Origin of the sequence: Mesorhizobium sp. M0808 (assembly GCF_040320025.1) — a bacterium.
GTDB lineage: Bacteria > Pseudomonadota > Alphaproteobacteria > Rhizobiales > Rhizobiaceae > Mesorhizobium.
Window position 1 is genome coordinate 272526 of record NZ_JAMYOX010000002.1, and the last position, 25277, is coordinate 297802.

The 25277-nt window shown below is 63.8% G+C and carries 22 protein-coding genes; 7 read left to right on the plus strand and 15 right to left on the minus strand.

Annotated features, from left to right (window positions below; genetic code table 11):
- The first annotated feature begins 6 nt into the window (after positions 1 to 6).
- From NKI25_RS04330 to nhaA, 3 genes are all read left to right on the plus strand, one after another.
- On the plus strand, positions 7 to 1332 hold the full coding sequence (locus NKI25_RS04330) for an ActS/PrrB/RegB family redox-sensitive histidine kinase (protein ID WP_352448476.1): 1326 nt from the start codon (positions 7 to 9) through the stop codon (positions 1330 to 1332).
- A 63-nt stretch (positions 1333 to 1395) separates the two neighbouring features.
- On the plus strand, positions 1396 to 1959 hold the full coding sequence (locus tag NKI25_RS04335) for an ActR/PrrA/RegA family redox response regulator transcription factor (protein WP_023676342.1): 564 nt from the start codon (positions 1396 to 1398) through the stop codon (positions 1957 to 1959).
- Between the two features lie 91 nt (positions 1960 to 2050).
- Positions 2051 to 3244, plus strand: a complete 1194-nt coding sequence (gene nhaA, locus NKI25_RS04340; protein ID WP_352634996.1) for a Na+/H+ antiporter NhaA — start codon at positions 2051 to 2053, stop codon at positions 3242 to 3244.
- A gap of 17 nt (positions 3245 to 3261) precedes the next feature.
- On the opposite strand, the gene NKI25_RS04345 is transcribed toward nhaA, so the two are convergent.
- The 7 genes from NKI25_RS04345 to NKI25_RS04375 form a co-directional block, all read right to left on the minus strand.
- Positions 3262 to 4689, minus strand: coding sequence for a gamma-aminobutyraldehyde dehydrogenase (locus tag NKI25_RS04345; protein WP_352634998.1), 1428 nt, complete (start codon positions 4687 to 4689; stop codon positions 3262 to 3264).
- A 25-nt stretch (positions 4690 to 4714) separates the two neighbouring features.
- Complete coding sequence (locus NKI25_RS04350) at positions 4715 to 5530, minus strand: ABC transporter permease (protein ID WP_352464332.1); 816 nt, start codon at positions 5528 to 5530, stop codon at positions 4715 to 4717.
- On the minus strand, positions 5520 to 6470 hold the full coding sequence (locus NKI25_RS04355; RefSeq protein ID WP_352635000.1) for an ABC transporter permease: 951 nt from the start codon (positions 6468 to 6470) through the stop codon (positions 5520 to 5522). The genes NKI25_RS04350 and NKI25_RS04355 overlap by 11 nt, the downstream gene beginning before the upstream one ends.
- 14 nt (positions 6471 to 6484) lie before the next feature.
- The gene (locus NKI25_RS04360) at positions 6485 to 7480 is read right to left on the minus strand and encodes an ABC transporter ATP-binding protein (RefSeq protein ID WP_352591146.1); all 996 of its coding nucleotides are present in this window, start codon (positions 7478 to 7480) and stop codon (positions 6485 to 6487) included.
- A 189-nt stretch (positions 7481 to 7669) separates the two neighbouring features.
- Positions 7670 to 8824: an ABC transporter substrate-binding protein gene (locus NKI25_RS04365; protein ID WP_352998209.1), complete on the minus strand. Its 1155-nt coding sequence runs from the start codon at positions 8822 to 8824 to the stop codon at positions 7670 to 7672.
- Between the two features lie 199 nt (positions 8825 to 9023).
- On the minus strand, positions 9024 to 9950 hold the full coding sequence (locus NKI25_RS04370; protein WP_352614453.1) for a LysR family transcriptional regulator: 927 nt from the start codon (positions 9948 to 9950) through the stop codon (positions 9024 to 9026).
- Positions 9951 to 10028: 78 nt separating this feature from the next.
- Positions 10029 to 10805 (minus strand): DeoR/GlpR family DNA-binding transcription regulator, encoded by a 777-nt coding sequence (locus NKI25_RS04375; protein WP_352448483.1) that lies wholly within the window; start codon positions 10803 to 10805, stop codon positions 10029 to 10031.
- 435 nt (positions 10806 to 11240) lie between these two features.
- Here NKI25_RS04375 and NKI25_RS04380 point away from each other — a divergent pair, with 435 nt between their 5' ends.
- Together NKI25_RS04380 and NKI25_RS04385 are read left to right on the plus strand one after the other, a co-directional pair.
- A complete protein-coding gene (locus tag NKI25_RS04380; RefSeq protein WP_352591294.1) occupies positions 11241 to 12125 on the plus strand; it encodes a phosphotransferase in 885 nt (294 codons plus the stop codon).
- Positions 12122 to 14575, plus strand: a complete 2454-nt coding sequence (locus NKI25_RS04385) for a GcvT family protein (RefSeq protein ID WP_352998210.1) — start codon at positions 12122 to 12124, stop codon at positions 14573 to 14575. Before NKI25_RS04380 ends, NKI25_RS04385 begins: the two co-directional genes overlap by 4 nt.
- Positions 14576 to 14593: 18 nt before the next feature.
- Here NKI25_RS04385 and NKI25_RS04390 read toward each other — a convergent pair whose 3' ends face one another.
- The gene (locus NKI25_RS04390; RefSeq protein WP_352454671.1) at positions 14594 to 15226 is read right to left on the minus strand and encodes a class I SAM-dependent DNA methyltransferase; all 633 of its coding nucleotides are present in this window, start codon (positions 15224 to 15226) and stop codon (positions 14594 to 14596) included.
- A gap of 103 nt (positions 15227 to 15329) precedes the next feature.
- Here NKI25_RS04390 and NKI25_RS04395 point away from each other — a divergent pair, with 103 nt between their 5' ends.
- Positions 15330 to 16232: a phosphotransferase gene (locus tag NKI25_RS04395; RefSeq protein WP_352998211.1), complete on the plus strand. Its 903-nt coding sequence runs from the start codon at positions 15330 to 15332 to the stop codon at positions 16230 to 16232.
- On the opposite strand, the gene NKI25_RS04400 is transcribed toward NKI25_RS04395, so the two are convergent.
- The 3 genes from NKI25_RS04400 to ilvD all read right to left on the minus strand — a co-directional run bounded on the left by NKI25_RS04400 (position 16229) and on the right by ilvD (position 20615).
- Positions 16229 to 17149 (minus strand): DMT family transporter, encoded by a 921-nt coding sequence (locus NKI25_RS04400; RefSeq protein WP_352782155.1) that lies wholly within the window; start codon positions 17147 to 17149, stop codon positions 16229 to 16231. The genes NKI25_RS04395 and NKI25_RS04400 overlap by 4 nt on opposite strands.
- A gap of 115 nt (positions 17150 to 17264) precedes the next feature.
- On the minus strand, positions 17265 to 18539 hold the full coding sequence (locus NKI25_RS04405; protein WP_352469954.1) for an amidohydrolase family protein: 1275 nt from the start codon (positions 18537 to 18539) through the stop codon (positions 17265 to 17267).
- Positions 18540 to 18770: 231 nt separating this feature from the next.
- Positions 18771 to 20615 carry a dihydroxy-acid dehydratase gene (gene ilvD, locus NKI25_RS04410; RefSeq protein WP_352703269.1) on the minus strand — a complete coding sequence of 615 codons (1845 nt, stop codon included), beginning with the start codon at positions 20613 to 20615 and terminating at the stop codon, positions 18771 to 18773.
- Positions 20616 to 20903: 288 nt separating this feature from the next.
- Between ilvD and NKI25_RS04415 the strand changes: the two genes are divergently transcribed.
- Positions 20904 to 21377, plus strand: a complete 474-nt coding sequence (locus NKI25_RS04415; RefSeq protein ID WP_352826815.1) for a VOC family protein — start codon at positions 20904 to 20906, stop codon at positions 21375 to 21377.
- A gap of 52 nt (positions 21378 to 21429) precedes the next feature.
- Here the strand turns inward: NKI25_RS04415 and NKI25_RS04420 are convergent, their stop codons facing one another.
- The 4 genes from NKI25_RS04420 to NKI25_RS04435 all read right to left on the minus strand — a co-directional run bounded on the left by NKI25_RS04420 (position 21430) and on the right by NKI25_RS04435 (position 25262).
- Positions 21430 to 23028 (minus strand): peptide chain release factor 3, encoded by a 1599-nt coding sequence (locus tag NKI25_RS04420; protein WP_502897323.1) that lies wholly within the window; start codon positions 23026 to 23028, stop codon positions 21430 to 21432.
- 83 nt (positions 23029 to 23111) lie between these two features.
- Positions 23112 to 23474, minus strand: coding sequence for a hypothetical protein (locus tag NKI25_RS04425; protein WP_352635014.1), 363 nt, complete (start codon positions 23472 to 23474; stop codon positions 23112 to 23114).
- A 266-nt stretch (positions 23475 to 23740) separates the two neighbouring features.
- On the minus strand, positions 23741 to 24667 hold the full coding sequence (locus tag NKI25_RS04430; protein WP_352826816.1) for a haloalkane dehalogenase: 927 nt from the start codon (positions 24665 to 24667) through the stop codon (positions 23741 to 23743).
- A gap of 4 nt (positions 24668 to 24671) precedes the next feature.
- The gene (locus NKI25_RS04435; RefSeq protein ID WP_352591167.1) at positions 24672 to 25262 is read right to left on the minus strand and encodes a TetR family transcriptional regulator C-terminal domain-containing protein; all 591 of its coding nucleotides are present in this window, start codon (positions 25260 to 25262) and stop codon (positions 24672 to 24674) included.
- Positions 25263 to 25277: the final 15 nt, after the last annotated feature.

Genomic DNA, 25277 nt, shown 5'->3' on the forward strand with positions numbered 1-25277 from the left:
CTGGCCATGATAAACATCCTGCACGCACCCGACTTCCAGCAAAGCCAGCGGCTGCGCCTCAACACGCTGATCAGGTTGCGCTGGCTTGCCATCGTCGGCCAGAGCCTGACCGTGCTTGTCGTCGCTTACGGGCTGAAATTTCCGCTGCCGGTCAGCATGTGTTTTGCGCTGATCGCCTGTTCGGCCTGGATGAACCTTTTGCTGACCTTCCGCTATCCGGCGGCGCATCGGCTTACCCCGTTCTCGGCCTTCGCCATCCTGACCTTCGACAGCCTGCAGCTTGCCGGCCTGCTCTACATGACCGGCGGACTCACCAATCCGTTTTCGCTGCTGATGACCGTGCCCGTCGTCGTCTCGGCGACGTCGCTGCCGCTGCGGCTGACCGCCATGCTCGGCGCGCTGGTGATCGTGGCGGCGACGCTGCTGGTCTTTTACCACCTGCCGCTGCCATGGCATGAGGGCGCGCCATTGGCGATGCCGTTCATCTATGTCGCAGGCATGTGGATGGCGGTGTTCTGCTCCATCGCCTTTACCGCGATCTATGCCTTCCGGGTGGCCGAGGAGGCGCGGCTGCTTGCCAACGCGCTTGCCGCCACGGAATTGGTGTTGCAGCGAGAGCAGCATCTCTCTGCCCTCGACGGCCTCGCCGCGGCCGCCGCGCACGAGCTCGGCACACCGCTCGCCACCATCACACTTGTCGCCAAGGAAATGGAGAAGGCGCTTGGCGAAGATCCGAAATACGGCGAGGACGTGAAGCTGCTGCGTTCGCAGAGCGAGCGCTGCCGCGAAATCCTGAAGCGCCTGACCAGCTTGTCCTCCGAGAGCGAGGTGCACCTCTCGCGCCTGCCGCTGACCTCGCTGGTCGAGGAGGTGACGGCGCCGCACCGCGATTTCGGCATTTCGATCAAGCTTCGGCCGGGCGAGCGCATCGGCCCGGAACCGGTGGGCCGGCGCAATCCCGGCGTCATTTACGGCCTCGGCAATCTGGTCGAGAACGCGGTCGACTTCGCCCGCAACAGCGTGACAGTGCGCTGGAACTGGAATGAAGCCGCCGTCAGCTTCTCGATCATCGACGACGGGCCGGGCTTTCCACCGGAGATCATCGACCGTATCGGCGAACCCTATATGTCGACACGACAAGGCACCGAAGCCGGCGGCGGCCTCGGCCTCGGCCTATTCATCGCCAAGACCTTGCTCGAACGCTCCGGCGCGACGCTCGATTTCCGCAATTCAAGCGAGCCCGGCGAGGGCGCTATCGTGCAGATATCGTGGCCGCGCAGCGTCTTCCTCAATCCCGAGCAGGCTTCGGCCACCATGTTCGACACGGCCTAAATTGGACAATAGCGTTGCGAAACTATATTTGCGTAAAAATCAGGCAGCAGGATTTTCAGCACGATGAGTACTGACGAAACGATTGGCGCAATGGTCGAAGGCGAGGATACCTCGCTGCTGATCGTAGACGACGACAAGCCGTTCCTGACGCGGCTTGCCCGCGCCATGGAAACCAGGGGTTTCGTGGTCGAGACGGCGGAGAGCGTCGAGGAGGCGGTTGCCAAAGCGCGCGCCAATCCGCCGGCCTATGCGGTGGTCGACATGCGGCTGGCCGACGGCAACGGCCTCGACGTCGTCGCCGCGATTCGCGAGAAGCGCGACGATGCCCGCGCCATCATCCTCACCGGCTACGGCAACATCGCCACTGCGGTGACGGCGGTAAAGCTCGGCGCCATCGACTATCTGTCGAAGCCGGCCGATGCCGACGATATTTTTGCCGCCCTGACCCGCACCGCGGGCGAACGCGCAGCGCCGCCAGAAAATCCGATGTCGGCCGATCGCGTGCGCTGGGAACACATCCAGCGCGTCTACGAAATGTGCGACCGCAACGTCTCGGAAACCGCACGCCGCCTGAACATGCATCGCCGCACGCTGCAACGCATCCTCGCCAAGCGCGCGCCGCGCTAAAGGGCTCTCATTACAGGCTTGCCCGGCCAGCGCTGTTTGCGCATCATCGCTTGGCGGTGTCGGACCTTGCTACTGATACGACGGAGGCGACATGCAGGACGAAAAGCGGCTGGTCTCCATGCTGCGCGAATTCCTCGACAGCGAGGCGGCCGGCGGCCTCGTCCTGATGGCTGCGGCGGCCTTGGCCCTGATCGTCGCCAATTCGCCGCTGGGCGAGGCTTATCTCTCCGCCCTCCATGCCTATCTCGGACCGCTCAGCGTCTCGCACTGGATCAATGACGGCCTGATGGCGGTGTTCTTCCTGCTGGTCGGCCTCGAGATCAAGCGCGAAATGCTTGACGGCCAGCTGTCGACCTGGCCGCGCCGCGTGCTGCCCGGCATCGCCGCCGCCGGCGGCATGGCAGCGCCGGCACTGGTCTACGTCGCCATCAACCACAACAATCCAGCCGCTCTGTCCGGCTGGGCGATCCCAACCGCCACCGATATCGCCTTTGCGCTCGGCGTGCTGTCGCTGCTCGGCAGGCGCGTCCCGGGCTCGCTGAAGATATTCCTCACCGCGCTCGCCATCATCGACGATCTCGGCGCGGTGCTCATCATCGCGGTGTTCTATACCAGCGGCCTCTCGCTCGCCTATCTCGGCGCCGCCTTCGCCGTGATCGCGCTGCTGGTGGTGCTCAACCGCATGCGGGTGCTGACGCTGCTGCCGTACATCTTGCTCGGCATCGTTCTGTGGGTTTTGGTGCTCAAATCGGGCGTCCATGCGACGCTCGCCGGCGTCGCGCTGGCCCTCACCATACCGCTGAAGATATCGCCGGGCAGCGGCCATGATCTCGACCATTCGCCGCTGCACCGGCTCGAACACGGCCTGCACAAAGTCGTCGCCTTTTTCGTCATCCCGATTTTCGGCTTTGCCAACGCCGGCGTCTCGCTCGCCGGTCTCAGCGCTGCCGCCCTGGTCGAGCCGCTGACGCTCGGCGTCGCCGCCGGCCTCGTCTTGGGCAAGCTGGTCGGCGTGTTCGGGTCTTCCGCGCTTGCCATCCGGCTTGGCTTCGCCGATCTGCCGGTCAATGCCGGCTGGCTGCACATGGTCGGCATTTCGCTGCTCTGTGGCATCGGTTTCACCATGAGCCTGTTCATCGGCCTGCTCGCCTTCGCCAGCGACGCCGCCCTGCAGGACGCGGTCAAGGTCGGCATCCTCGCCGGCTCCTTCATCGCCGCGCTCCTAGGCGCCGCTGTGCTGCTGGTGGCGCCGGCCGCAGGCGAGGCGGAGGAGGCGGAAGAATAGGCGTCTCCTCGCGGGCGCTACCCGTGAGCGACCATGACGTGGCGGACGGCGGTATAGTCCTCCAGCGCGTAGAGCGACATGTCCTTGCCGTAGCCGGATTGTTTCAACCCGCCATGCGGCATCTCGTTGGTCAGCATGAAATGGGTATTGATCCAGGTGCAGCCATATTGCAGCCGGGCCGCCGTCGCCATGGCGCGCGAAACATCCTTGGTCCACACCGACGACGCCAGGCCGTAGTCAGAGTCATTGGCCCAGTTCACCGCTTCGTCGACTTCGGAAAAGCGGGTGACCGAGACCACCGGACCGAACACTTCGCGGCGCACGATCTCGTCCTCCTGCAGCGCGCCGGCGACGACGGTCGGCTGGTAGAAGAAGCCGGAGCCCTCGCCCGGCTTGCCGCCCGTGGTGATCTCGATGTGCTTGAGCTCAGAGGCGCGCTCGACGAAGCTCGAGACGCGGTCGCGCTGGCGACGCGAGATCAGCGGGCCGATCTCGTTTTCGGTATCGTCAGGACGATCATACTTGATGGTCGAGACGGCAGCGGAGAGGTCGGCGACGAGCTTGTCGTAGATCTTCTTGCCGGCGTAGATGCGGCAGGCGGCGGTGCAGTCCTGGCCGGCATTGTAATAGCCGAAGGCGCGCAGGCCGTTGACCACCGCGCCGAGATCGGCGTCGTCGAAGACGATGACCGGCGCCTTGCCGCCGAGCTCGAGATGCGTGCGCTTGACCGACTTGGCGGCCGCCTGCAGCACTTTCTTGCCGGTGGCGACGTCGCCAGTGATCGAGATCATGTTGACCTTCGGGTGGTTGATCAGCGTGTTGCCGACGCTGTCGCCGCGGCCGAGCACGACATTGACGACGCCCTCGGGCAGGATTTCCGCCAGGATTTTGGCCAGCTTCAGTGCCGTCAGCGGTGTCTGTTCGGACGGCTTGAAGACGACGGTGTTGCCGCCGGCGATTGCCGGCGCCAGCTTCCAGGCCATCATCATCAGCGGATAGTTCCACGGCGCGATCGAGGCGACGACGCCGATGGCGTCGCGGCGGACCATCGAGGTGTGGCCGGGAATGTACTCGCCGGCGACCTGACCCGGCATCGAGCGGACTGCGCCGGCGAAGAACCGGTAGCAGTCGACGATCGCCGGAATCTCGTCATTGAGCACGGCATTGATTGGCTTGCCGCAGTTCAGCGCCTCAAGTGCCGCGAATTCCTGGGCTTCCCCCTCGATGCGATCGGCGATCTTGAGGAGATAGCCTGAGCGCTGCGCCGGCGTGGTGCGCGACCAGGTGGCGAAGGCCTTTTCCGCAGCCGCTACCGCTGCCTCGATCTGTACCTGGCTGGCCTCCGGCAAATTGAGAATGGTCGCCCCGGTCTTCGGATTGAGGATCAGCTCCTCGGTTTCGGTGCCCTTCTCGAATTTCGAGCCGATCAGCATCTTTGTGTCCATGGAAGCTTCTCCCTTATAAATTGGGTTATTTGCCCGAACCGGCGATCTGGTCGCCGTCGCGGGTCAGGTAATAGGCAGCGAGGATGGGAAGCAGCGTCACCAGCACCACGACCATGGCCACGACATTGGTGACCGGACGCTGGCGCGGACGGATCAATTCTTCGAGCATCCAGATCGGCACCGTCTGCTGCTGGCCGGCGGTGAAGGTGGTGACGATGACCTCGTCGAAGGACAGCGCAAAGGCAAGCATGCCGCCGGCCAGCAGCGCGGTTGCGATGTTGGGCAGCACGACATGCCGAAAGGTCTGGAAACCATCGGCGCCGAGGTCCATCGACGCCTCGATCATCGAGCCGGACGTGCGGCGGAAACGGGCGACCGCATTGTTGTAGACGACGACCACGCAGAAAGTGGCGTGGCCGAGCACGATCGTCCAGAACGAGAACGGGATTTCGGCCAGCGCGAAGGCCGAGCGCAGCGCAATGCCGGTGATGATGCCGGGCAGCGCGATCGGCAGGATCACCAGCAGCGAGATGGTTTCGCGGCCGAAGAATTTTGTCCGCGACACGGCTGCGGCGCACAGTGTGCCGAGTACGAGTGCAATGGCGGTCGAGATCGCCGCGACCCGCACCGACAGCGACAGCGCCTGCCAGACGTCGGGCCGGTTCCAGGTGACGGCGAACCATTGCGTGGTCAGGCCCGGCGGCGGCCAGACGAAGCTTTTCTCCTCGGTGGTGAAGGCATAGACGAAGATCAGCAGGATCGGCAAATGCAGGAAGAGCAGGCCGCCGGTGGCGGCGAGCTTCAGGCCGAGAGGCGCGGATGGGCCACGGTCAGAGCGCATCGAAAGCCCCCATGCGCTTGGCGCCCCAGAGGTAGAAGCCCATGATGACGATGGGCACCACGGTAAAGGCGGCGGCGAGCGGGATGTTGCCGGCGGTGCCTTGCTGCGAATAGACGGCCTGGCCGATGAACAGCCGCGAGGTGCCGATGATCTGCGGGATGATGTAGTCGCCGAGCGTCAGCGAGAAGGTGAAGATCGAGCCGGCGACGATGCCGGGCAGCGCCAGCGGAAACAGCACGTTGCCGAAGGTCTGGCCGGGCGAGGCGCCGAGATCGGACGAAGCCTCGACCAAATTGCCCGGCACGCGCTCGAGTGCGGCCTGCACCGGCAGGATCATGAACGGCAGCCAGACATAGACGAAGACGATGAACGTGCCGGTTGAGGACACCGACAATGAGTTGCCGCCGACGACCGGCAGCGACAGCCAGGCATCGAGCAGCCACAGAAGATGCAACTTGGCCAGCAGCCAGGTCAGGATGCCTTCCTTGGCCAGGATCAGCTTCCAGGCATAGATCTTGACCAGGTAGCTCGACCACAGCGGCAGCATGACGCCGAGATAAAACAACGCCTTCCAACGGCCGCGCGCATAGCGCGCCGCGTAATAGGCGATGGGAAAGGCGATGACCGCCGACGCCAGCGTCACCAGCGCCGCCATCGTTACCGTGCGTAGGATTATGTCGAGATTGGCGGCCTGCAGCAGGTCGCCATAAGTCTTCAGCGTGAACTCGCGGTTGATCAGGCCGGAGAACTCATCGATCGAAAAGAAGCTCTGCAAAAGCAGCGCAAACAGCGAGCCGATATAGACGATGCCGAGCCAAAGAACCGGGGGTAGCAGCATCAGGAGCAGCAAGAATTGCGGCCGGCGCCAGAAGAGATCGGAGAGCCCGCCGCGTACGCCGCCACTACCCGGCAGGATGGCGGGGGCCGTGGCCCGCGGCATGGCAGCGTCCAGGCTCATCCTAGCTCGTCCATCAGATGCAAATGCTCGCGGTTGAAGGTGAGCACCACCGCCTCGCCTTCCCGGGGCAAGGCAGCACCCGCCGGCACGATGGCATGCAGCCGCAAGCCCTCGGCATCGAGCGCCAGTCTTGTCGTGGCGCCGAGATAGTTGGTCGAGACCAGGCGGGCGGCAACCCCTTCGCCGTTGGCCCGGCCAATACGGATGGATTCGGGCCTGAGACTCCCCCAGCGATGCTGGCCGGCATAGCGCTGGACGAAATCCGGCGGCAGCACGTTGGACGAGCCGACGAAATCGGCGACGAAGCGGGTCTTGGGGCGCTGGTAGATGTCTTCCGGCGTGCCGATCTGCATGATCTTGCCGTCATTGAAGACGGCCACGCGGTCGGCCATCGACAGCGCTTCGCCCTGGTCGTGGGTGACGAACACGAAGGTGATGCCGAGCGCCTTCTGCAGCGATTTCAACTCCTCCTGCATGTTTTCGCGAAGCTTGAGGTCGAGCGCGCCGAGCGGCTCGTCGAGCAACAGCACCTTGGGCTGGTTGACCAGCGCACGGGCGAGCGCGACGCGCTGGCGCTGGCCGCCGGAAAGCTGGCCAGGGCGACGGGCGCCGTAGCCGGGAAGCCGCACCAGCGCCAGCGCTTCTTCCGCCGCCTTTTGCCGCTCCGGTCTGCCGACGCCCTTGACCATCAGCCCATAGGCGACGTTGTCGAGCACGTTGAGATGCGGGAACAGCGCATAATCCTGGAACACGGTGTTGACGTTGCGGCGATAGGGCGGCACGCCCTCGGCGCGTTCGCCGAAGATCGAGATCGAGCCCGCCGTCGGCTGCTCGAAACCGGCGATGAGGCGCAGGCACGTCGTCTTGCCCGAGCCGGAAGGCCCGAGCATGGCGAAGAACTCGCCCGGCACGATGTCGAGATCGACCGCGTCGACGGCACGCACGCTGCCGAAATGGCGAGAGACGTTTTGGAAGGAAACGGCGGAGGTCATGGGGCTGTCCTGATCTGTCAGGCTCATCAAATTTCAGGCGGTAGCGCTGCCTCTCATCCGCCTGCCGGCACCTTCTCCTCGTATAGTGGACGGGGAGAAGGGAGGCGCTCCGACGCTGGCGACCCCCCGTTCTTCACGGGGAGAGGGTAAGGGTGAGGGGCAGCGCCGAGCTTCGTAGGTGAGGCGAACTCACCGCCCGCCGATGACGCCGATATAGTCCGACACCCAGCGGTAATAGGGCACGCACTGGTCGTTCTGGGTGGCGCATTTCGAGACCGGCGTCTTCCAGAACTTGATCTTGTCGAAATTGTCGTACCCGTTGGTCTTGCAGCCTTCTTCGCCGAGCAGTTCGTTGCCCTTGCAGGCGGCGGGCACCACCGGCAGCGAGCCGAACCAGGCGGAGACGTCGCCCTGCACTTTTGGCGACAGCGAATGCTCCATCCACATGTAGGCGCAGTTCGGGTGGGCAGCATCGGCCTCCATCATCGTGGTATCGGCCCAGCCGGTGACGCCCTCCTCGGGGATGGTCGAGGCGACCGGCTTCTTGGCCGCGATCAGCGTGTTGACCTGGTAGGGCCAAGAACCGGAGGCGACGACGCCTTCGTTCTGGAAATCGTCGACCTGGATGGCGGCGTCGTGCCAATAGCGTCCGACCAGCGTACGCTGGACCCGCAGCAGGTCGAGCGCCGCCTTGTACTGATCCTCGGTCAGTTCGTACGGATCCTTGATGCCGAGCTCCGGCTTGTGAGCCATCAGGTAATTGGCGGCGTCGGCGATGTGGATCGGCCCGTCATAGGCCTGGACGCGGCCCTTGTTCGACTTGCCGTCGGGAAGCTTCATTTCCTCGAAGACCACGTTCCAGCTCTTCGGCGCCTTCTTGAACACTTCGGTGTTGTACATCAGCACGTTCGGCCCCCACTGATAGGGAACGCCGTAATGGACTCCGCCGACGCTGAACCAGGGCGCATCCTTCAGCCGGTCGTCGACCGTCTTCCAGCTCGGGATGAGGTCGGTGTTGATCGGCTGGACGCGCTTGCCGGCGACAAGGCGCAGCGAAGCGTCGCCCGAGGCGGTGACGAGATCGAAGCCGCCCTCGTTCATCAGCGAGACCATCTCGTCGGAGGTATTGGCGGTCTTGACGTTGACCTTGCAGCCGGTTTCCTTCTCGAACGAAGTGACCCAATCATAGGCCTTGTCGGTTTCGCCGCGCTCGATATAGCCCGGCCAGGCGACGATATTGACCTCGCCTTCGCCTTTGCCGAGCTCCTTGACCTGGGCGATGGCCTGGCCGGAGAAGCTCAGCGCGACCGTCAAGGCAGTGCATGATTTCAGCAATGAATTCATCGTCGATCTCCCATTTTTGCATGACCTCGAAACCGGTTTCGGGTTTCGGAAGAAGATCATGCGCCCGTTCAAAAACGTTCAATGCGCGGCTCTGAAGGGCCGTGCTCCGGCAGCTTTGTTCCCTGACCGAAAAGTGCTGCGAAATTTCCGGTTTCGCAAATTCATTTATCAGAAAGCCGATATCGGTTTTTCCGATACATCAGCGGCCGATCTTCTCGGGCCGTTGGCGCACCATGCGCTGCGACTGGGCAAGTCCGATGAAGTCGCGAGCCGCCTGCGGCAGGCCGGAGCCGCGCCGCCAGACCATGCCGACCTGGACGACTGGTAACGACCCCGAAATATCGCGCGATTCGATGCGGTCGCCTTCCAGCGACCATGGCCGGTAGACGAGGTCCGGCAGCAGCGCCACGCCGGCGCCGGTAGCGACGAGGCTGCGCACCGCTTCGACCGAGCGGGTGCGGAAGGCGACATGCGGCTTGGCGCCGATTGCGGTCAGCAGCTTTCCGGTATTCTCCTCGATCTCGTCGACGGTCAGCATGATCAGCGATTCCGAGGCGATGTCGCCGATGCCGATGATGTCGGCACCGGCCAAGGGATGGCCGAGCGGCAGCCACAGCCGGTAGGCCGAGACTTCGAGGATTTCGGACTGCAGTGCCGTGCGGTCGCGCAGGTTCGAGGTGACCATGACGGCAATGTCGAGCTTGCCGCCAATTAACAGGTGCTCGAGATAGTCGCCATTGTCCTCGATCGCCGAGACCTCGACACCCGGATAGGCGCGGCGGTAGCGGGCAAGAAGATCGGAAAGCACATAGCCGGCGACCAGCGAGGTGACGCCAAGTTGCAGCCGCCCGCTTGCCGCGGCCTGTTCGCCGAAGAAGGCGCGGCGCGCATCGGAAACGTCGGCCAGGATCTTTCTCGCATGGCGCAGGAACTGGTGGCCTTTGTGGGTGATGTTCAAGCCGCGCGGGTGGCGCTCGAACAGCTCGACGCCGAGATCGTGCTCCAGCTCCTTGATCGCCTCGGTGACCGAGGATTGCGAGATCGACAGGTTCTGGGCGGCGCCCGACACTGTGCCCTGCTCGGCGACGGCGATGAAGAACTGCAATTGGCGGATGGTGAAAGCCATGGCCGGACTAAACACGGCAGAGGCGGCGCTGGGAAGTGGGTGCTGGCGCAGATCTCCCGATAGAGCTCCCGATAGAGCTCAGCCCTCGCTTCCGCCATCGGCAATGCTGAGCCGTGCGCCGGCCTGGGCAAGGGCGGCGGCGATGTCGTGCGGCGGCGGACGGTCGGTCGCGAGTTCGGAAAAGCCGCCGAAGCCGCAGACCTGAACAAGGCCCTGGCGGCCGAATTTGCTATGGTCGGTGACGACAAGCGAACGCTGGCCGCGCGACAGCACCATGCGGGCGAATTCGGCCTCTTCCAGATCATAGTCCATGACGCCGGTGACGGCATCGACCGCACCGGTCGATATCACTGCATGGCTGACGGAAAAGCGGCTGACGAATTCGATGGCCGAGACGCCGAAGGCAGCACCGGAATCGCTGCGCAGCTCGCCGCCGGCCATGTAGACCTTATTGCCGTTGACGGTGGCCAATGTGCGGGCGATGTCGGAGGAGTTGGTGACGACCGTCAGCCGCCGGTGGCCGAGCAGTTCCCGGGCCAGGAAAGAGGTGGTGGTGCCGGTGTCGAGCATGATCGATTCGCCGTCGCGGATGGTGGCGGCGACCATGCGCGCTATTGCCCGCTTGGCATCGGCGTTCTCGCGCATGCGCCGCTCGAACGGCGCTTCGCCGGCAATCGACGGCAGGCCGACGGCGCCGTGCATCTTGAGGATGGAACCGTCGCTGGTCAGTGGCTTGACGTCGCGGCGTACTGTCTCCAGCGAGACGCCCAGCCGGTCGGCCAGGCTCGCAATGGTCACGGTGCCTTCCTCCTTGAGGAGGCGCAGGATTTCGCCATGCCGCTTCGAGTGGACCATCGGTTCCATCCGGTCGGATTGTTGCACCGCTGACCGTTTCTACGGCATAAATGCCACTAACTCCAAGGAATTTAGCAAAATTCGGGCAAAAAACCAGAAAATACCACAATTTCGCGTTGACAACGCCTCCAGCGTGGCGCGACATTATCGCTGTGACAGGCTCGGAACGGAGGACGACGGCTGAGCCGCACGAAAAATCGCTTGCCCGAACGCCCGGGAGATCGTCGGGTGCAAGGGTACCGAAATTCAGGATCCGCGGGGGCGGATGCCGGCGTCGAAGAACCCGGCACAAAGGGGCTCGTCGGTGCGGTGCGGGATACCGATCCCGAGATCTGCACCGACGAGATCTTCGCGTTGCCTCCATTCCTCCGTCCGATTGTCATCGCTGGCCAGCCATGACATGCGTGGAAAATTGACCCAATGTTGGACGAGATCGTGACTGTCGAAGACCGCATCCGTGCGCTGCCTTGCTGGACCGGCAGCATCGACATCGCGCCGCTGCCGGGCGGGCTGAGCAATGCCAATTATCTGGTCAAGGACGCGGCCGGGCGGCACGTCGTGCGGCTCGGCCAGGACTATCCGTTCCACCATGTCTTTCGCGAGCGCGAGATGATGACGGCGCGGGCAGCGCACGCGGCAGGCTTCGCTCCGGCCGTCCACTACACTGGACCCGGCGTCATGGTGACGGAGTATCTCGGCGCCAAGGCCTATGTGGCGCAGGACGTGCGCGCCGATCTCGGCCGCGTTGCCGCGTTGCTGCGCGGTTTCCACCGGGAGATGCCCGGTCATGTCTCCGGCGCCGGCTTCATGTTCTGGGTATTCCATGTCATTCGCGACTATGCGCGCACGCTGGAGGAAGGCCGCAGCCGCAAGCTGGGCGAACTGCCGCGCCTGCTGACGCTGGCGAACGAGCTCGAGCGCGCGCAAAAGCTGCTGCCGATCGTCTTCGGCCATAATGACCTCTTGCCGGCTAACATAATCGACGACGGTCACAGGCTGTGGCTCATCGATTTCGAATATGCAGGCTTCAACACCGCGATGTTCGACCTTGCCGGCGCGGCGTCGAATGCAGGCATGAGCGACGAGGAGTCCTTCGCCTTCCTGACCGCCTATTTCATGAAGGAGCCGGACCCGGCGATACGGCGCTCGCACGCCGCCATGCAATGCGCGTCGCTGCTGCGTGAGGCGATGTGGGGCATGGTTTCCGAGCTTTACCTCGACGCGCCCGGTGTCGACTACGCCGCCTACGCCGACGAAAACCTGGCGCGGCTCGAAGCCGCCCTGGAAAACTACAGGACAAAATACGGGACGCGGACATGACCTTGCCCGCCCAGGCCGCGATCGTCGTCATCGGCGGTGGCATCATCGGCTGTTCGACGGCCTATCATCTGGCGCGCGACCACAAGGCCGAAATCGTGCTGCTCGAACAGGGCAAACTGACCTCGGGTTCGACCTGGCATGCTGCCGGGCTGGTCGGCCAGCTGCGCTCGTCGGCGTCGATCACGCGCGTGCTCAAATATTCGGTCGATCTCTACAAGGGACTGGAAGCCGAAACCGGCCTCGCCACCGGCTGGAAGATGACTGGCTGCCTGCGCCTCGCCACCAATGCCGACCGCTGGACCGAGTATAAGCGGCTGGCAACGACGGCTAAGAGCTTCGGCATGGACATGCATCTGCTGTCGCCGGCCGAGGTCAAGGAAATGTGGCCGCTGCTGGAAGCCGGCGACCTCGTCGGCGCGTCCTGGCTGCCGACCGACGGTCAGGCAAGCCCTTCCGACATCACCCAGTCGCTGGCCAAGGGTGCGCGCATGCATGGCGCAAAATTGTTCGAGGAGGTGCGGGTCACCGGCTTCGAAATGAGAGACGGCCGCATCACCGCGGTAAAGACCAGCAAGGGCGATATCGCCTGCGACAAGGTGGTGAACTGCGCCGGGCAATGGGCGCGGCAGGTGGGTGCGCTCGCCGGCATAAACGTGCCGCTGCAGCCGGTGAAGCACCAGTACATCATCACCGAAAAGATCGATGGCCTGCCGACCGACGCGCCGACAATTCGCGACCCCGATCGCCGCACCTATTTCAAGGAGGAGGTCGGCGGGTTGGTGATGGGCGGCTACGAGCCGAACCCGCAGGCGTGGACGACCGGTCTGCCGGGCGGCGATGTGCCGGACGATTGGGAGTTCCGGCTGTTCGACGATGATTACGATCATTTCGAGCAGCATATGAGCCAGGCGATCGAGCGTGTCCCGGCGCTCGCCAATGCCGGCGTCAAGCAGATGATCAACGGGCCGGAGAGCTTTACGCCGGATGGCAATTTCATCCTCGGTGTGGCGCCGGAATGCGCCAATATGTTCGTCGGCGCCGGCTTCAATGCCTTCGGCATCGCGTCGGGCGGCGGCGCCGGCTGGGTGCTGGCGCAATGGGTCGTCGACGGCGAGGCGCCGCTCGATCTGTGGGTGGTCGACATCCGCCGCTTCTCCGATCTCCACCGCGACCGGCAATGGGTCCGCGACCGCACGCTGGAAGCCTATGGCAAGCACTACACGATCGGCTTTCCGCATGAGGAATATGTCAGCGGCCGGCCGCGCATCGTCTCGCCTTTGTACGAGCGGCTGCAAAAACATCGCGCCGTGTTCGGCTCGAAACTTGGCTGGGAGCGGCCGAACTGGTTCGCGCCGGAAGGCATCGAGCCGAAGGACGTCTATTCGATGGGCCGGCAGAACTGGTTCCCGGCCGTTGGCGACGAACACCGCCACGTGCGCGAAAAGATCGGCATTTTCGACCAGTCGTCTTTTGCCAAATACGAAATGACCGGAGCGGACGCGCTGAAGGCGCTGGACTGGATCTGCGCCAACGACGTCGCCAAGCCGGTCGGCCGGCTGACCTACACGCAGCTCCTCAACACGCGCGGCGGCATCGAGGCCGATTTGACCGTGGCGAGGCTCGGTGAGGAGAAATTCTACATCGTCACCGGCACCGGTTTCCGCACGCATGATTTCTCCTGGATTGCCGATCATATCGGCAGGGAGTTCGACGTGACGCTGACCGACGTCACCGAGGATTTTGGCACGCTGTCGCTGATGGGGCCGCGCGCCCGTGACGTGCTGTCAGCGGTGACCGATGCTGACGTCTCGAACGCCGCGTTTCCGTTCGGCCATGTTCGCGAGATCGCCATTTCCGGCCACGCCGTCCGGGCACTGCGCGTCACCTATGTCGGCGAACTCGGCTGGGAACTGCATGCGCCGATCGCGGCGACGGGCGAGGTTTTCGACGCGCTGATGACGGCGGGCGCTGTCCACGACATTCGCCCGGTCGGCTATCGGGCGCTGGAATCGCTGCGGCTGGAAAAGGGCTACCGCGCCTGGGGCGCCGACATTACACCCAACGACACGCCGCAGGAGGCCGGCCTCGGCTGGGCGGTGAAGCTCAGGAAGAACACCGATTTCCTCGGCCGGCGGGCGCTTGAAAAGCTCGATGGCTCGACGCTCGGGAAACGCTTTGCCGGCTTCACTGTCGATGATCCGGACGTCGTGCTGCTCGGGCGCGAGACCATCCTGCGCAACGGCGAGGCGGTCGGTTATCTCACCAGCGGCGGCTATGGCTACACCATCGGCAAGAACATCGGCTACGGCTATGTGCGCAATGCCGATGGCGTCAACGATGATTTCCTCACTTCCGGCAACTACGAGCTGGTGGTGGCAATGGAACGGACGCCGGCTAAGATACACCTCGAGCCGCTTTACGATCCGGCAGGAGCAAAGGTGAAGGCATAGAGCCTTCCGGTTTCAGCCTCAGTTCACGATGAGCACCAGCCCCCGGCTCGGCACGGTATCGGCCTCGCCTGGCATCGAAACATAGGGCGGCGTCTCTTCGGCGCGCGTGACGGTGCCTTGCGCCTCGAGCTCGGCGATCCGCGCGGCAAACCCGGCATCCCACAGCGTGTTCTTCACTGTCAGCACGATCACCCCGCCCGGCCGGCAGATGCGGATCAGCTCGTCCAGACCCTCGGCCCCGACATGGCCGGACGTGAAGACGCCGGCTGAGATGATCCCGGCATAGGCGTCGTCCACGAAGGGCAGCGGTCCGCCAAGCGCCAGGCAGTGCAGCGCTGAATAGACGCCCTTGCGCGCGGCTTGCGCCAGCATGCCTTCCGAGATGTCGAGCGCCTCGACCTGCGGATAACCGGTAATGGCAAGCCATTCGCCGATGAGCCCGGTGCCGGCGCCGGCATCGAGCAGAGGAGCGGCGCCGCGCGCCAGATGGCGGGCCAGCAAGGCAAGGCAGATGGTGGGATGGCGATAGCCAGCCGCCGACATGTCGGCGTCATAGGTGCCTGCCCAACTGTCGTAGAGCGCCGCGACGTCTTCCGGCCGCTTCGCCGCATAGGCTGCGGCGAGTGCGCTCTGCTGATTGCTGTCCGTCATCGCTTTCCGTCGCCTGGTATCGATCCGCAACGCGATCATAGCCAAACGGCGAAAACTGTGGAACCGTCGTCGTCCCAATAACACGGGGAAAGGAGCGAAATCCATGGCGGACGACCGGGCGCGCGCCGCACTTGCGGCTATTCCGGTGCTGGCCGGCTACGAGGGGCCGCTGGAACGGCTTGGCGGCCTCACCAATCTCGTCTTCAGAGCGGGAGATTTCTGCCTGCGTATCCCCGGCAAGGGTACCGAGGAATGCATCAACCGCGCCAACGAGGCAGTGGCGGCGCGGGAAGCGGCGAAGGCCGGCGTCAGTCCCGATGTGCTGCATGTCGATGCCGAGACCGGCGTGTTGGTGACCCGCTTCGTTGCCGGTGCCGAGACGATGTCACCGGAAAAGTTCAAGACTCGGCCGGGCAGTCCGGCACGCGCCGGCAAGGCCTTTCGCAAACTGCACACATCCGGCGCGGTGTTCCCCTTCCGCTTCGAGCTGTTTGCGATGATCGACGATTATCTGAAAGTGCTGTCGACCAAGGACGTCGCCCTGCCTGCCGGCTACCACGATGTGGTCCGCGAGGCGGAGGCAGTGCGCTCAGCACTTGCGGCTCAACCTCTGCCGATCGTCGCCTGCCACTGCGACCCGCTATGCGAAAACTTTCTCGATACTGGGGACAGGATGTGGATCGTCGACTGGGAATATTCCGGCATGAACGATCCGCTCTGGGATATCGGCGACCTCAGCGTCGAAGGGCAATTCGACGCCGCGCAGGACGAGGAGATGACGCTGGCCTATTTCGGCGGCGAGCCGAGACCGGCGGAGCGCGCCCGCATCGTCATTTATAAGGCGATGTGCGACCTGCTGTGGACGCTGTGGGGACTGATCCAGCTTGCCAACAAAAATCCGGCCGACGACTTTCGCGCCTATGCCGACGGCCGGTTTGCGCGCTGCAAGGCGCTGATGGAGACGCCGGAATTTTCGCGGCATCTTGCGGCTATGCGCCGGGGTTAGTTCACGCCCTTTGGCACGTTTTCGGGCGGTACCGTGTCGACCACCTTCTGGCGGTGGAAGATGAACAGGCCGGCCAGCACGACGATGGCCGAGCCGACCAGGATACGCGGCCCAGGCACATCGCCGAAGAAGGCCAGGCCGAAGACCACTGCCCACAAAAGCAGGCTGTAATGCAGCGGCGCCAAGGTCGAGGCAGGGGCAAGCTTCAACGCCCGGGTGATCATCAGGTGCGCGCCGCAGGAGACGACGCCAAGAAGCAGCATGGCGCCGAAATCGAGCGATGACGGCGTCTTCCAACTGCCTATGGTCAACGCAGCGCCGACCAGCAGCGTGCCGATGCTCTGCCAGGTGACCAGCGAAGTGTCGCTGGTGCCGCGCAGCCGCCGGTTGAGGATGATGGCGAAGGCAAATGAAATGCTGCCGGCGAGCGCGAACATCGAGGACAGCGAGAACGCGGCCGAGGATGGCTTCAGCATGATCAGCACGCCGCAGAAGCCGACCAGGATCGCCGCCCAGCGGCGCCAGCCGACCCTTTCGCCGAGCAGGAAATGCGACAGCGCCGCCACGTAGATCGGCCCGGCCATGTAAAAGCTCATCACATCGGCGAGCGGCAGATAGACGACCGCCGCGTAGAACAGCGCCGTGTCGAGCGTCGTCATCACCACGCGCAGCAGCTGCAGCTCCGGCCGCTCCATGCGAAACAGCTTGGCCGGGCCCTGATGTGCAATCATCGGCCCGAGTATGAAAAACGCGCCGATCGAGCGGATCAGCACGACCTGGCCGACGGAAAAACTGGCGACCAGCCACTTGCCCATCGCGTCGTTCAGCGCAAACAGGAAGTCGCCGGCGAGCATCAGCAGGATGCCGGCCAGCAGCACGTTCATGATCGTTGAGTACTGGGCTGCGGGCCGCGCCATTCCGTTACCGGTTCCTCGCCGTGGGGTACGGTGACCCGCGTCGTAGTCGCAAGCTGCAGCCATGACGAGGCGAAAATCGAGAATTCGGTAAGACCAGCGCCGGAAATCGGCTGGACTAAGCGTGGCGCCGGTTCACCGTGCCCGGCCTTCCGGCGATCGAAAGCCGCGTGTCCTGCCGGCTGCGCTCGGCCACCACCTTGCCCCTGGCGATGACGCAGAGACGCTCTGGGCGCAGGCGCAGCGCCTCGACTGGGTTGCCGGCATCGAGAACGACCAGGCTGGCGCGCTTGCCGACCGCCAGGCCAAGGTGGTCGAGGCCCATGATGGCGGCATTGACGTTGGTGACCATGTCGAAGCAGCGCGCCATCTCGGCCGGGCTCGACATCTGCGCGACATGCAGGCCCATGAAGGCGACGTCGAGCATGTCTGCGGTGCCCAGCGAATACCAGGGGTCGAGCACGCAATCCTGGCCCCAGCCGACGCGGATGCCTTGCGCCAGCATCTCCTTGACCCGCGTCAGTCCGCGGCGCTTGGGAAAGGTGTCGTGGCGGCCCTGCAGCATGATGTTGATCAGCGGATTGGGGATCGCCGAAACGCCGGCCTCGGCAATCAGCGGCAATAGCTTCGAAACGTAGTAATTATCCATCGAATGCATCGATGTCAGGTGCGAGCCGGCCACTCTGCCCTGCAACCCGAGCCGCTGCGTCTCATAAGCAAGCTGCTCGATGTGGCGCGACAGCGGATCGTCGGTCTCGTCGCAATGCAAGTCGACCATCAGGCCGCGCTTCGCCGCGATTTCGCAGAGCTCGGTGACGGAGCGCGTGCCGTCGGCCATTGTGCGCTCGAAATGCGGAATGCCGCCGACGACATCGACGCCTATGTCGAGCGCCCGGATGGTGTTGTCGCGCGCCGTCGGCGAGCGGTAAAACCCGTCCTGCGGGAAGGCGACCAGCTGCAGGTCGATATAGGGGCCAACCGTCTTCTTCACGTCGAGCAGCGCCTCGACCGCCAGCAGGCGGTCGTCGCAAACATCGACATGGGTGCGGATGGCGAGCAGGCCCATCGACACCGCCCAGTCGCAATAGGCGAGCGCACGGTCGCGCACCGCTTCGTGGGTCAGAAGCGGCTTCAACTCGCCCCAAAGCGAGATGCCTTCGAGCAGCGTGCCCGAGACATTGATGCGCGGAATGCCGAGCGAAAGCGTGGCGTCCATATGGAAATGCGGATCGACGAAGGGCGGCGAGACCAGATTGCCATGGGCATCGATCGCCGTGCCGGCGCTGACGTTCAGCTCGGGCTCTATCGCTGCGATCGTTTCGCCGACGATGCCGATATCGGCGATCCTGCCGTCGGGCAGCGTCCCGCCGCGCACCACAAGGTCAAAATCCATCTAGCGCCACCTCGTTCAAAAAAGCCGTTTCTTCCCATGCAGCGTGCTGCCGCAAGGCGGAACCTTCAGGCGCGGCCCTTCCCTTCTCCCCTTGTGGGAGAAGGTAGCCGCGAAGCGGCCGAATGAGGGGTGTTCCAGCTTGGCGCCGACGACACTCCGTCCAGCACCCCTCAACCGTCTTGGCGCTGCGCGCCAATCCACCTTCTCCCACAAGGGGAGAAGGAAAAGCCACTATTCCGGCACGTACCGCACCGCCCCCTTGGCGGCACTTGTCGCCATCGCCGCATAGGCGCGCAAGGCCGTCGTCACCTTGCGCTTGCGCTTTTCTTCGGGCTTCCAGGCAGCCGTTCCCCTGGCCTCCATCGCGGCGCGACGGGCGATGAGTTCGGCGTCGTCGACAGCAAGCCTGATGGTGCGGTTGGGGATATCGATCTCGATCGTGTCGCCTTCCCTGACCAGCCCGATCAGACCGCCTTCCGCGGCTTCCGGCGAGACATGGCCGATCGACAGGCCGGAGGTGCCGCCGGAAAAACGACCGTCGGTGATCAGTGCGCAGGCTTTGCCGAGGCTTTTCGACTTCAAATAGCTGGTCGGGTAGAGCATTTCCTGCATGCCGGGTCCGCCGCGTGGCCCTTCATAGCGGATGACGACGACATCGCCGGCCTTGATCTCGTTCGACAGGATCGCCTTGACGCTGGCGTCCTGGCTTTCGAACACTCTTGCCGGACCGGTGAATTTCAGGATCGATTCATCGACGCCCGCCGTCTTCACGATGCAGCCATCGAGTGCCAGATTGCCTTTCAGCACGGCAAGGCCGCCATCCCTGGAGAAAGGATGTTCGGCCGAGCGGATGACGCCCTTCTCGCGGTCGAGATCGAGATCGTCCCAGCGGCGGTCCTGGCTGAACGCGACTTGCGTCGGCACGCCGCCGGGTGCCGCCAGGAAGAAATCGCGGACATTCTGGCTGGTGGTGCGCGAAATATCCCAATGATCGAGCGCTTCGCCGAGGCTTGCGGTGTGCACCGTCGGCAGGTCGCGGTTGATCAGCCCGGCGCTATCCAACTGGCCGAGGATGGCCATGATGCCGCCGGCGCGGTGGACATCCTCCATATGGACGTCTGCCTTGGCCGGGGCCACCTTGCACAGCACTGGCACCCGCCGCGACAGCCGGTCGATGTCCTCCATGGTGAAGTCGACCTCGCCCTCATGTGCCGCGGCAAGGATGTGCAGCACGGTGTTGGTCGAGCCGCCCATGGCGATGTCGAGTGTCATGGCGTTCTCGAAGGCGCCCTTCGAGGCGATGCTGCGCGGCAGCGCGGTGTCGTCGTCCTGCTCGTAATAGCGCTGGGCAAGATCGACGATCAGGTGGCCGGCCTCGACGAACAGGCGCTTGCGGTCGGCATGCGTCGCCAGCGTCGAACCATTGCCGGGCAAGGACAGGCCGAGCGCCTCGGTCAGGCAGTTCATCGAATTGGCGGTGAACATGCCGGAGCAGGAACCGCAGGTCGGGCAGGCCGAGCGTTCGATGGTCCTGACGTCCTCGTCGGACACCTTGTCGTCGGCGGCCGCGACCATAGCGTCGACCAGATCAAGCGCCTGGCTCTTGCCGGCGAGCACCACCTTGCCGGCCTCCATCGGCCCGCCGGAGACGAAGACGGTCGGGATGTTGAGGCGCAGCGACGCCATCAGCATGCCGGGCGTGATCTTGTCGCAATTCGAGATGCAGACCATCGCGTCGGCGCAGTGCGCGTTGACCATGTATTCGACCGAGTCGGCGATCAATTCGCGCGACGGCAGCGAATAGAGCATGCCGTCATGGCCCATGGCGATGCCGTCATCGACGGCAATGGTGTTGAACTCCTTGGCAACGCCGCCGGCTTTTTCGATCTCGCGGGCAACCAGCTGGCCGAGATCCTTCAAATGGACATGGCCCGGCACGAATTGGGTGAAGGAATTGACCACGGCAATGATCGGCTTGCCGAAATCCGAATCCTTCATGCCGGTAGCGCGCCACAGGCCGCGGGCGCCGGCCATGTTGCGGCCATGGGTGGTGGTGCGGGAACGGTAGGCGGGCATTGAACTGTCCTTGCTGTCTGCGTCGCGCCCAAAGGTGCGGAAAACCGGAATTGAGCCGCAGGCCTTATAGACGGCACACTCTGGTCTGGCCACAATTTTGCGCTGCGCCAGGGTGCGGAACGAGCGGCCAGCCAAAGACGCAGCCGGTCCAGGCCGTAAAAAAGTCAGAAGTGCTGTCGGATCGTGTTTTGCTCGAGCGTCCTTGAGCAGACGGCGGGACCGGGCATCAATTGCCAGCCGGCCGTTTTGCGAGTGAAACAAGCCAAAACCAGCCCGAGGAGCAAGAGAATGCAAAAGATCACCCCTTGCCTGTGGTTCGACGACCAGGCCGAGGAGGCCATGAACCATTACATCTCCATCTTCAAGAATTCGAAGGTGCTGAGCGTGATGCGCTGGCCCAAGGGCAGCGGCGATAATGAGGGCAAGGTGCTGATGGTCTCATTCGAGCTCGACGGCGTTCAGTTCCACGCGCTCAACGGCGGCCCGCAATTCAAGTTCACCCAGGCAGTCTCGCTCTCCATCGACTGCAAGACGCAGGAAGAGGTCGACTATTTCTGGGACAGGCTCATCGCGGGCGGTGGCCAGCCCAGCCAGTGCAGCTGGCTGAAGGACAAATTCGGCCTCTCCTGGCAGGTCGTTCCCGAACAGCTGCCCAGGCTGCTGCTGGACCCCGACACGGAAAAGGCCGGCCGCGTGATGCAGGCGATGATGCAGATGAGCAAGATCGACATCGCCAAGATCGAAGAGGCAGCGAAAGGGTGAACGAACGCGATCTTCCCTTCTCCCACAACAAAGGGAGAAGGGAAGGGGCGCGTCAAGCCGCTCTGTCGCGGACCTGATAATCCTTGACCGCGGTAAAGCGGATCGCCTTCCAGCGCTCGGCCTCGTAGTTGAGCGAGAAGGCGTGCTGGGCGAGGAACACCGGATCGTTGTCGAGATCGCGGGCGATGTCGCCGCGATGCGCCTCGATGAAGCGCTGGAGTTCGGCCTTGTCGTCGGCCGATATCCAGCGGCAGACGGAAAAGCGCGACATCTCGAAATCGACCGGCAGCGTGTATTCGAAGTTTAGCCGCTCCTTCAAGACGTCGAGCTGCAGGGCGCCGACGACGCCGACGATGGCTGGCGAGCCGTCCTCCGGCGAGAACAATTGCACGACGCCTTCCTCGGCCATCTGGTGCAGTGCTTCCTTGAGCTTCTTGGCTTTCATGGCATCGCCGAGGCGAACGCGGCGCAGGATTTCAGGCGCGAAATTCGGCACGCCGCGAAACAGGATCTCCTCGCCTTCGGTCAGCGTGTCGCCGATGCGCAGCGTGCCGTGGTTGGGGATGCCGACGACATCGCCGGCGAACGCCTCGTCGGCGGTGACGCGGGTGCGGGCGAAGAAGAATTGCGGCGCCGACAGGCTCATCGGCTTTCCCGTGCGCACCAGCTTGGCCTTCATGCCGCGCTCGAGCTTGCCGGAGCAGACGCGGACGAAGGCGATGCGGTCGCGATGGTTGGGGTCCATATTGGCCTGGATCTTGAAGACGAAGGAGGTCATCTTGTCCTCGGTCGCCTCGACCTTGCGGCTGTCGGCCTCCTGCGCGCGCGGCGGCGGCCCATAGGCGCCGAGCGCCTCGATCAGGTCGCGCACGCCGTAATTGCGCAGCGCCGAGCCGAAATAGACCGGCGTCAGATGGCCCTCGCGGAAGGCGTCGAGGTCGAGCGGGCGACAGGCCTCGCGCGCCAGCTCCAGCTCCTCGATGAAGGCCTCCCGCTCGTTCTCCGGCAACAGGCCGGCGACGCGGTTGGAATCGGGTCCATTGACCGGCGTGCGCTCCTTTTCGGCGTCGCCCTTGCGCACCGCGTTCAGCGCCAGATGGTAGGTCCCGGAAAAGGTCTTGCCGCGGCCGATCGGCCAGGTGATCGGCGCTGTATCCAGTGCCAGCTTCTGCTCGATCTCGTCGAGGATGTCGAATGGGTCTCGGCTTTCGCGGTCCATTTTGTTGACGAAGGTGATGATCGGGATGTCGCGCAGCCGGCAGACCTCGAACAGTTTCAGCGTGCGCGGCTCGATGCCCTTGGCGGCGTCGATCACCATGACCGCGCTGTCGACCGCCGACAGCGTGCGATAGGTGTCGTCGGCGAAATCCTCGTGGCCGGGCGTGTCGAGCAGGTTGAAGACGGTGTCCTCGTATTCGAAGGTCATCACCGAGGTGACCACCGAAATGCCGCGCTCGCGTTCGATCTTCATCCAGTCCGAGCGGGTCTGGATGCGGTCCTTCTTGGCCTTGACCTCGCCGGCAAGCTGGATAGCGCCGCCGAACAAAAGCAGTTTTTCGGTCAGCGTCGTCTTGCCGGCGTCGGGGTGGGCAATGATCGCGAAAGTGCGGCGGCGCGATACCGCTTGTTCGATGTCTTCAGCCAATTTCATGGAATCCTGTCTGTGGCGCGGGCTTCTAGCAGCGCTTTTCCGGCCTGTCGAACGGAAACACCGCTGATACCCCGGCAGCAGGTTCAGTCTCTGACGATAGCCGCCTGCGTGACCGAGCCAGCGTCATCCAGGCGCATAACCAGCCATTCAGAGTCGATCGAAAAAAATCCTCTTTCCGAACCAAGAATATAAACCAGACTCCAGTCCTCAAAATGGTCCGTCTTCGGCGGCTCGCCGAGCATGGCAACAACTTCTGCCCGCGATTTCCCAACCAACGCCCCGGTCAGCACCAAACCGTCAGCAATGCGATGGCGCTTATGCAAAGGATCCAGCCAGTTGTCGTCCTGCCACCAAGATCGAACGATCGGCAGCGGGCCGAAGAAGACGGCATAGACAATGGCGGCTCCGGCTGCAGCAAAAACCAGCCCTTTTATCCAGCGGCGCAAATGACCCTCATGTGATTGAGCTGAACGTTTCCAGTGAGGCGATCGTCATCGACCCGCTTCGAGAGCGGTCCCGGCAACGCTCTTGGCAAGTCTGTACCATGGTGGCAATGAGGGCAAGAAGTCCTGGGCGTTTGAAGGTACACGGCCGCGAGCAAGAACATCATCGTCATTGGATCCGGCATCATTGGCGCCTCCATCGCTTGGCACCGGCAGAGCTAAGCTGTCGACCTCTCCGGCTGCCGCAGCCGCCGGTTCACGTCCCGACGTCAGGCCGATTCGGTCGCTCGGCTCTCGAAGGCCACCTCCGGAATCCACTCGGCAATTGCGGCGCCGATCCTGTCGGCATGGTCCTCCTGCAGATAATGCGCGCCGGGTCCGAGATCGATCAACCGGCAGTTCTTTAGGCCGGCCGCGAATTCCCGTGCCGCCTGCGGCGAGACGAGGGCCCCCGGATCGCCTGAGAAAAGCAGCTTCGGGTAGGAAGAGAGCCGGAGCGCCCGATGGTCGTGCTCGCTGATGGCAGCGACATCGGCGGGCTGGCCTTCAATCGGCAGGTCGCGCGGCAGCCGCAGGATCGGCTTGCGCGATTGCGGCGTCGGGAACGGTGCCCGGTAGGAGGCCATTTCCTCATCGCTCATCGTGCGCAGCACCGCAGCCGGCAACACCTTTTCGACGAAGACGTTATCTTCCAGGACAAGCTTCTCACCGACGCCAGGCGTGCGCATTGCCTTGAACAATTCGCGCGCCTGCGGACGCTGGTGAAAATCGTCCCAACTCTCGAAGGGGCGGATGAATTCCATGAAGGCGAGGCCGAGGATCCGCTGCGGCCGCCGGGCCGCGAGATGGAAGGCGAGCGCGGTGCCCCAGTCCTGCGCGACGACAACCATGTCGGTGATGCCAAGCGTCTCGATGAAGGCGTCGAGATAGCGGACGTGGTCGAAGAAGCGATAGTCGATGTCCGGCTTGCCGGATTGGCCATAGCCGATCAGGTCGGGCGCAATGCAGCGGCCGAACGGCGCCACATGCGGGATGATGTCGCGCCAGATGTAGGACGACGTCGGGTTGCCGTGCAGGAAGAGTACCGTCGGGCCAGCCGTGCCTGCCTCGACATAGGAGATGGTGGAATCGAGCACCGCGACTTGCGAGCGTGGCAACATTGTGCGGGATTGCTGCTTTTCGAGTTTCGGGTTCATCGGATCAGCTCCTTTTTGCGAAGACTGTTTTGAAGACGATATTCTTGAAACGCTCGAGCGGTTCGGGACTGCGCTCCACCTTCATGCGCAGCATCGCGCCTTGCCAGGAACTCAACAGGAAATCGGCGAGGTCCTCGGCATCGAACGCGTCGGTGATGTCGCCAGCCGCCTGGCCCTCGGCGATGCATTCGGCAAAGGGCTTACGCCAGCGTTCGAAAATGGCGACGAGTTGCAGCCTCAGCGCCTCGCTGTGAGCCGCCGTCTCGAGGCTGAGATTGCCGATCATGCAGCCCCGTGCCCAATCATGCGCCTCCAGCTTCGACGTGATGATTTCGAGATAGCGGCGCAAGCGCCCGACCGGGGGCGTGCCGTCCCGAGCAAGGGCCTGCTCCACCAAACCGCTCACATAGGCGAAATAGCGGTCCAGCACCTCGCCGGTGAACGCCTCCTTGGAGACAAAATGATTGGTGAAGGACCCCGGGCGGGCATCGGCCGCGGCGACGATGTCGCGTACGCCGGCGGACGAATAGCCGGAATTCCAGATGGTTTTGAAACCGGCGTCGAGAAGTTTTTCGCGAAGTGAATGTCTAGCCATGCCGGTATAATACGT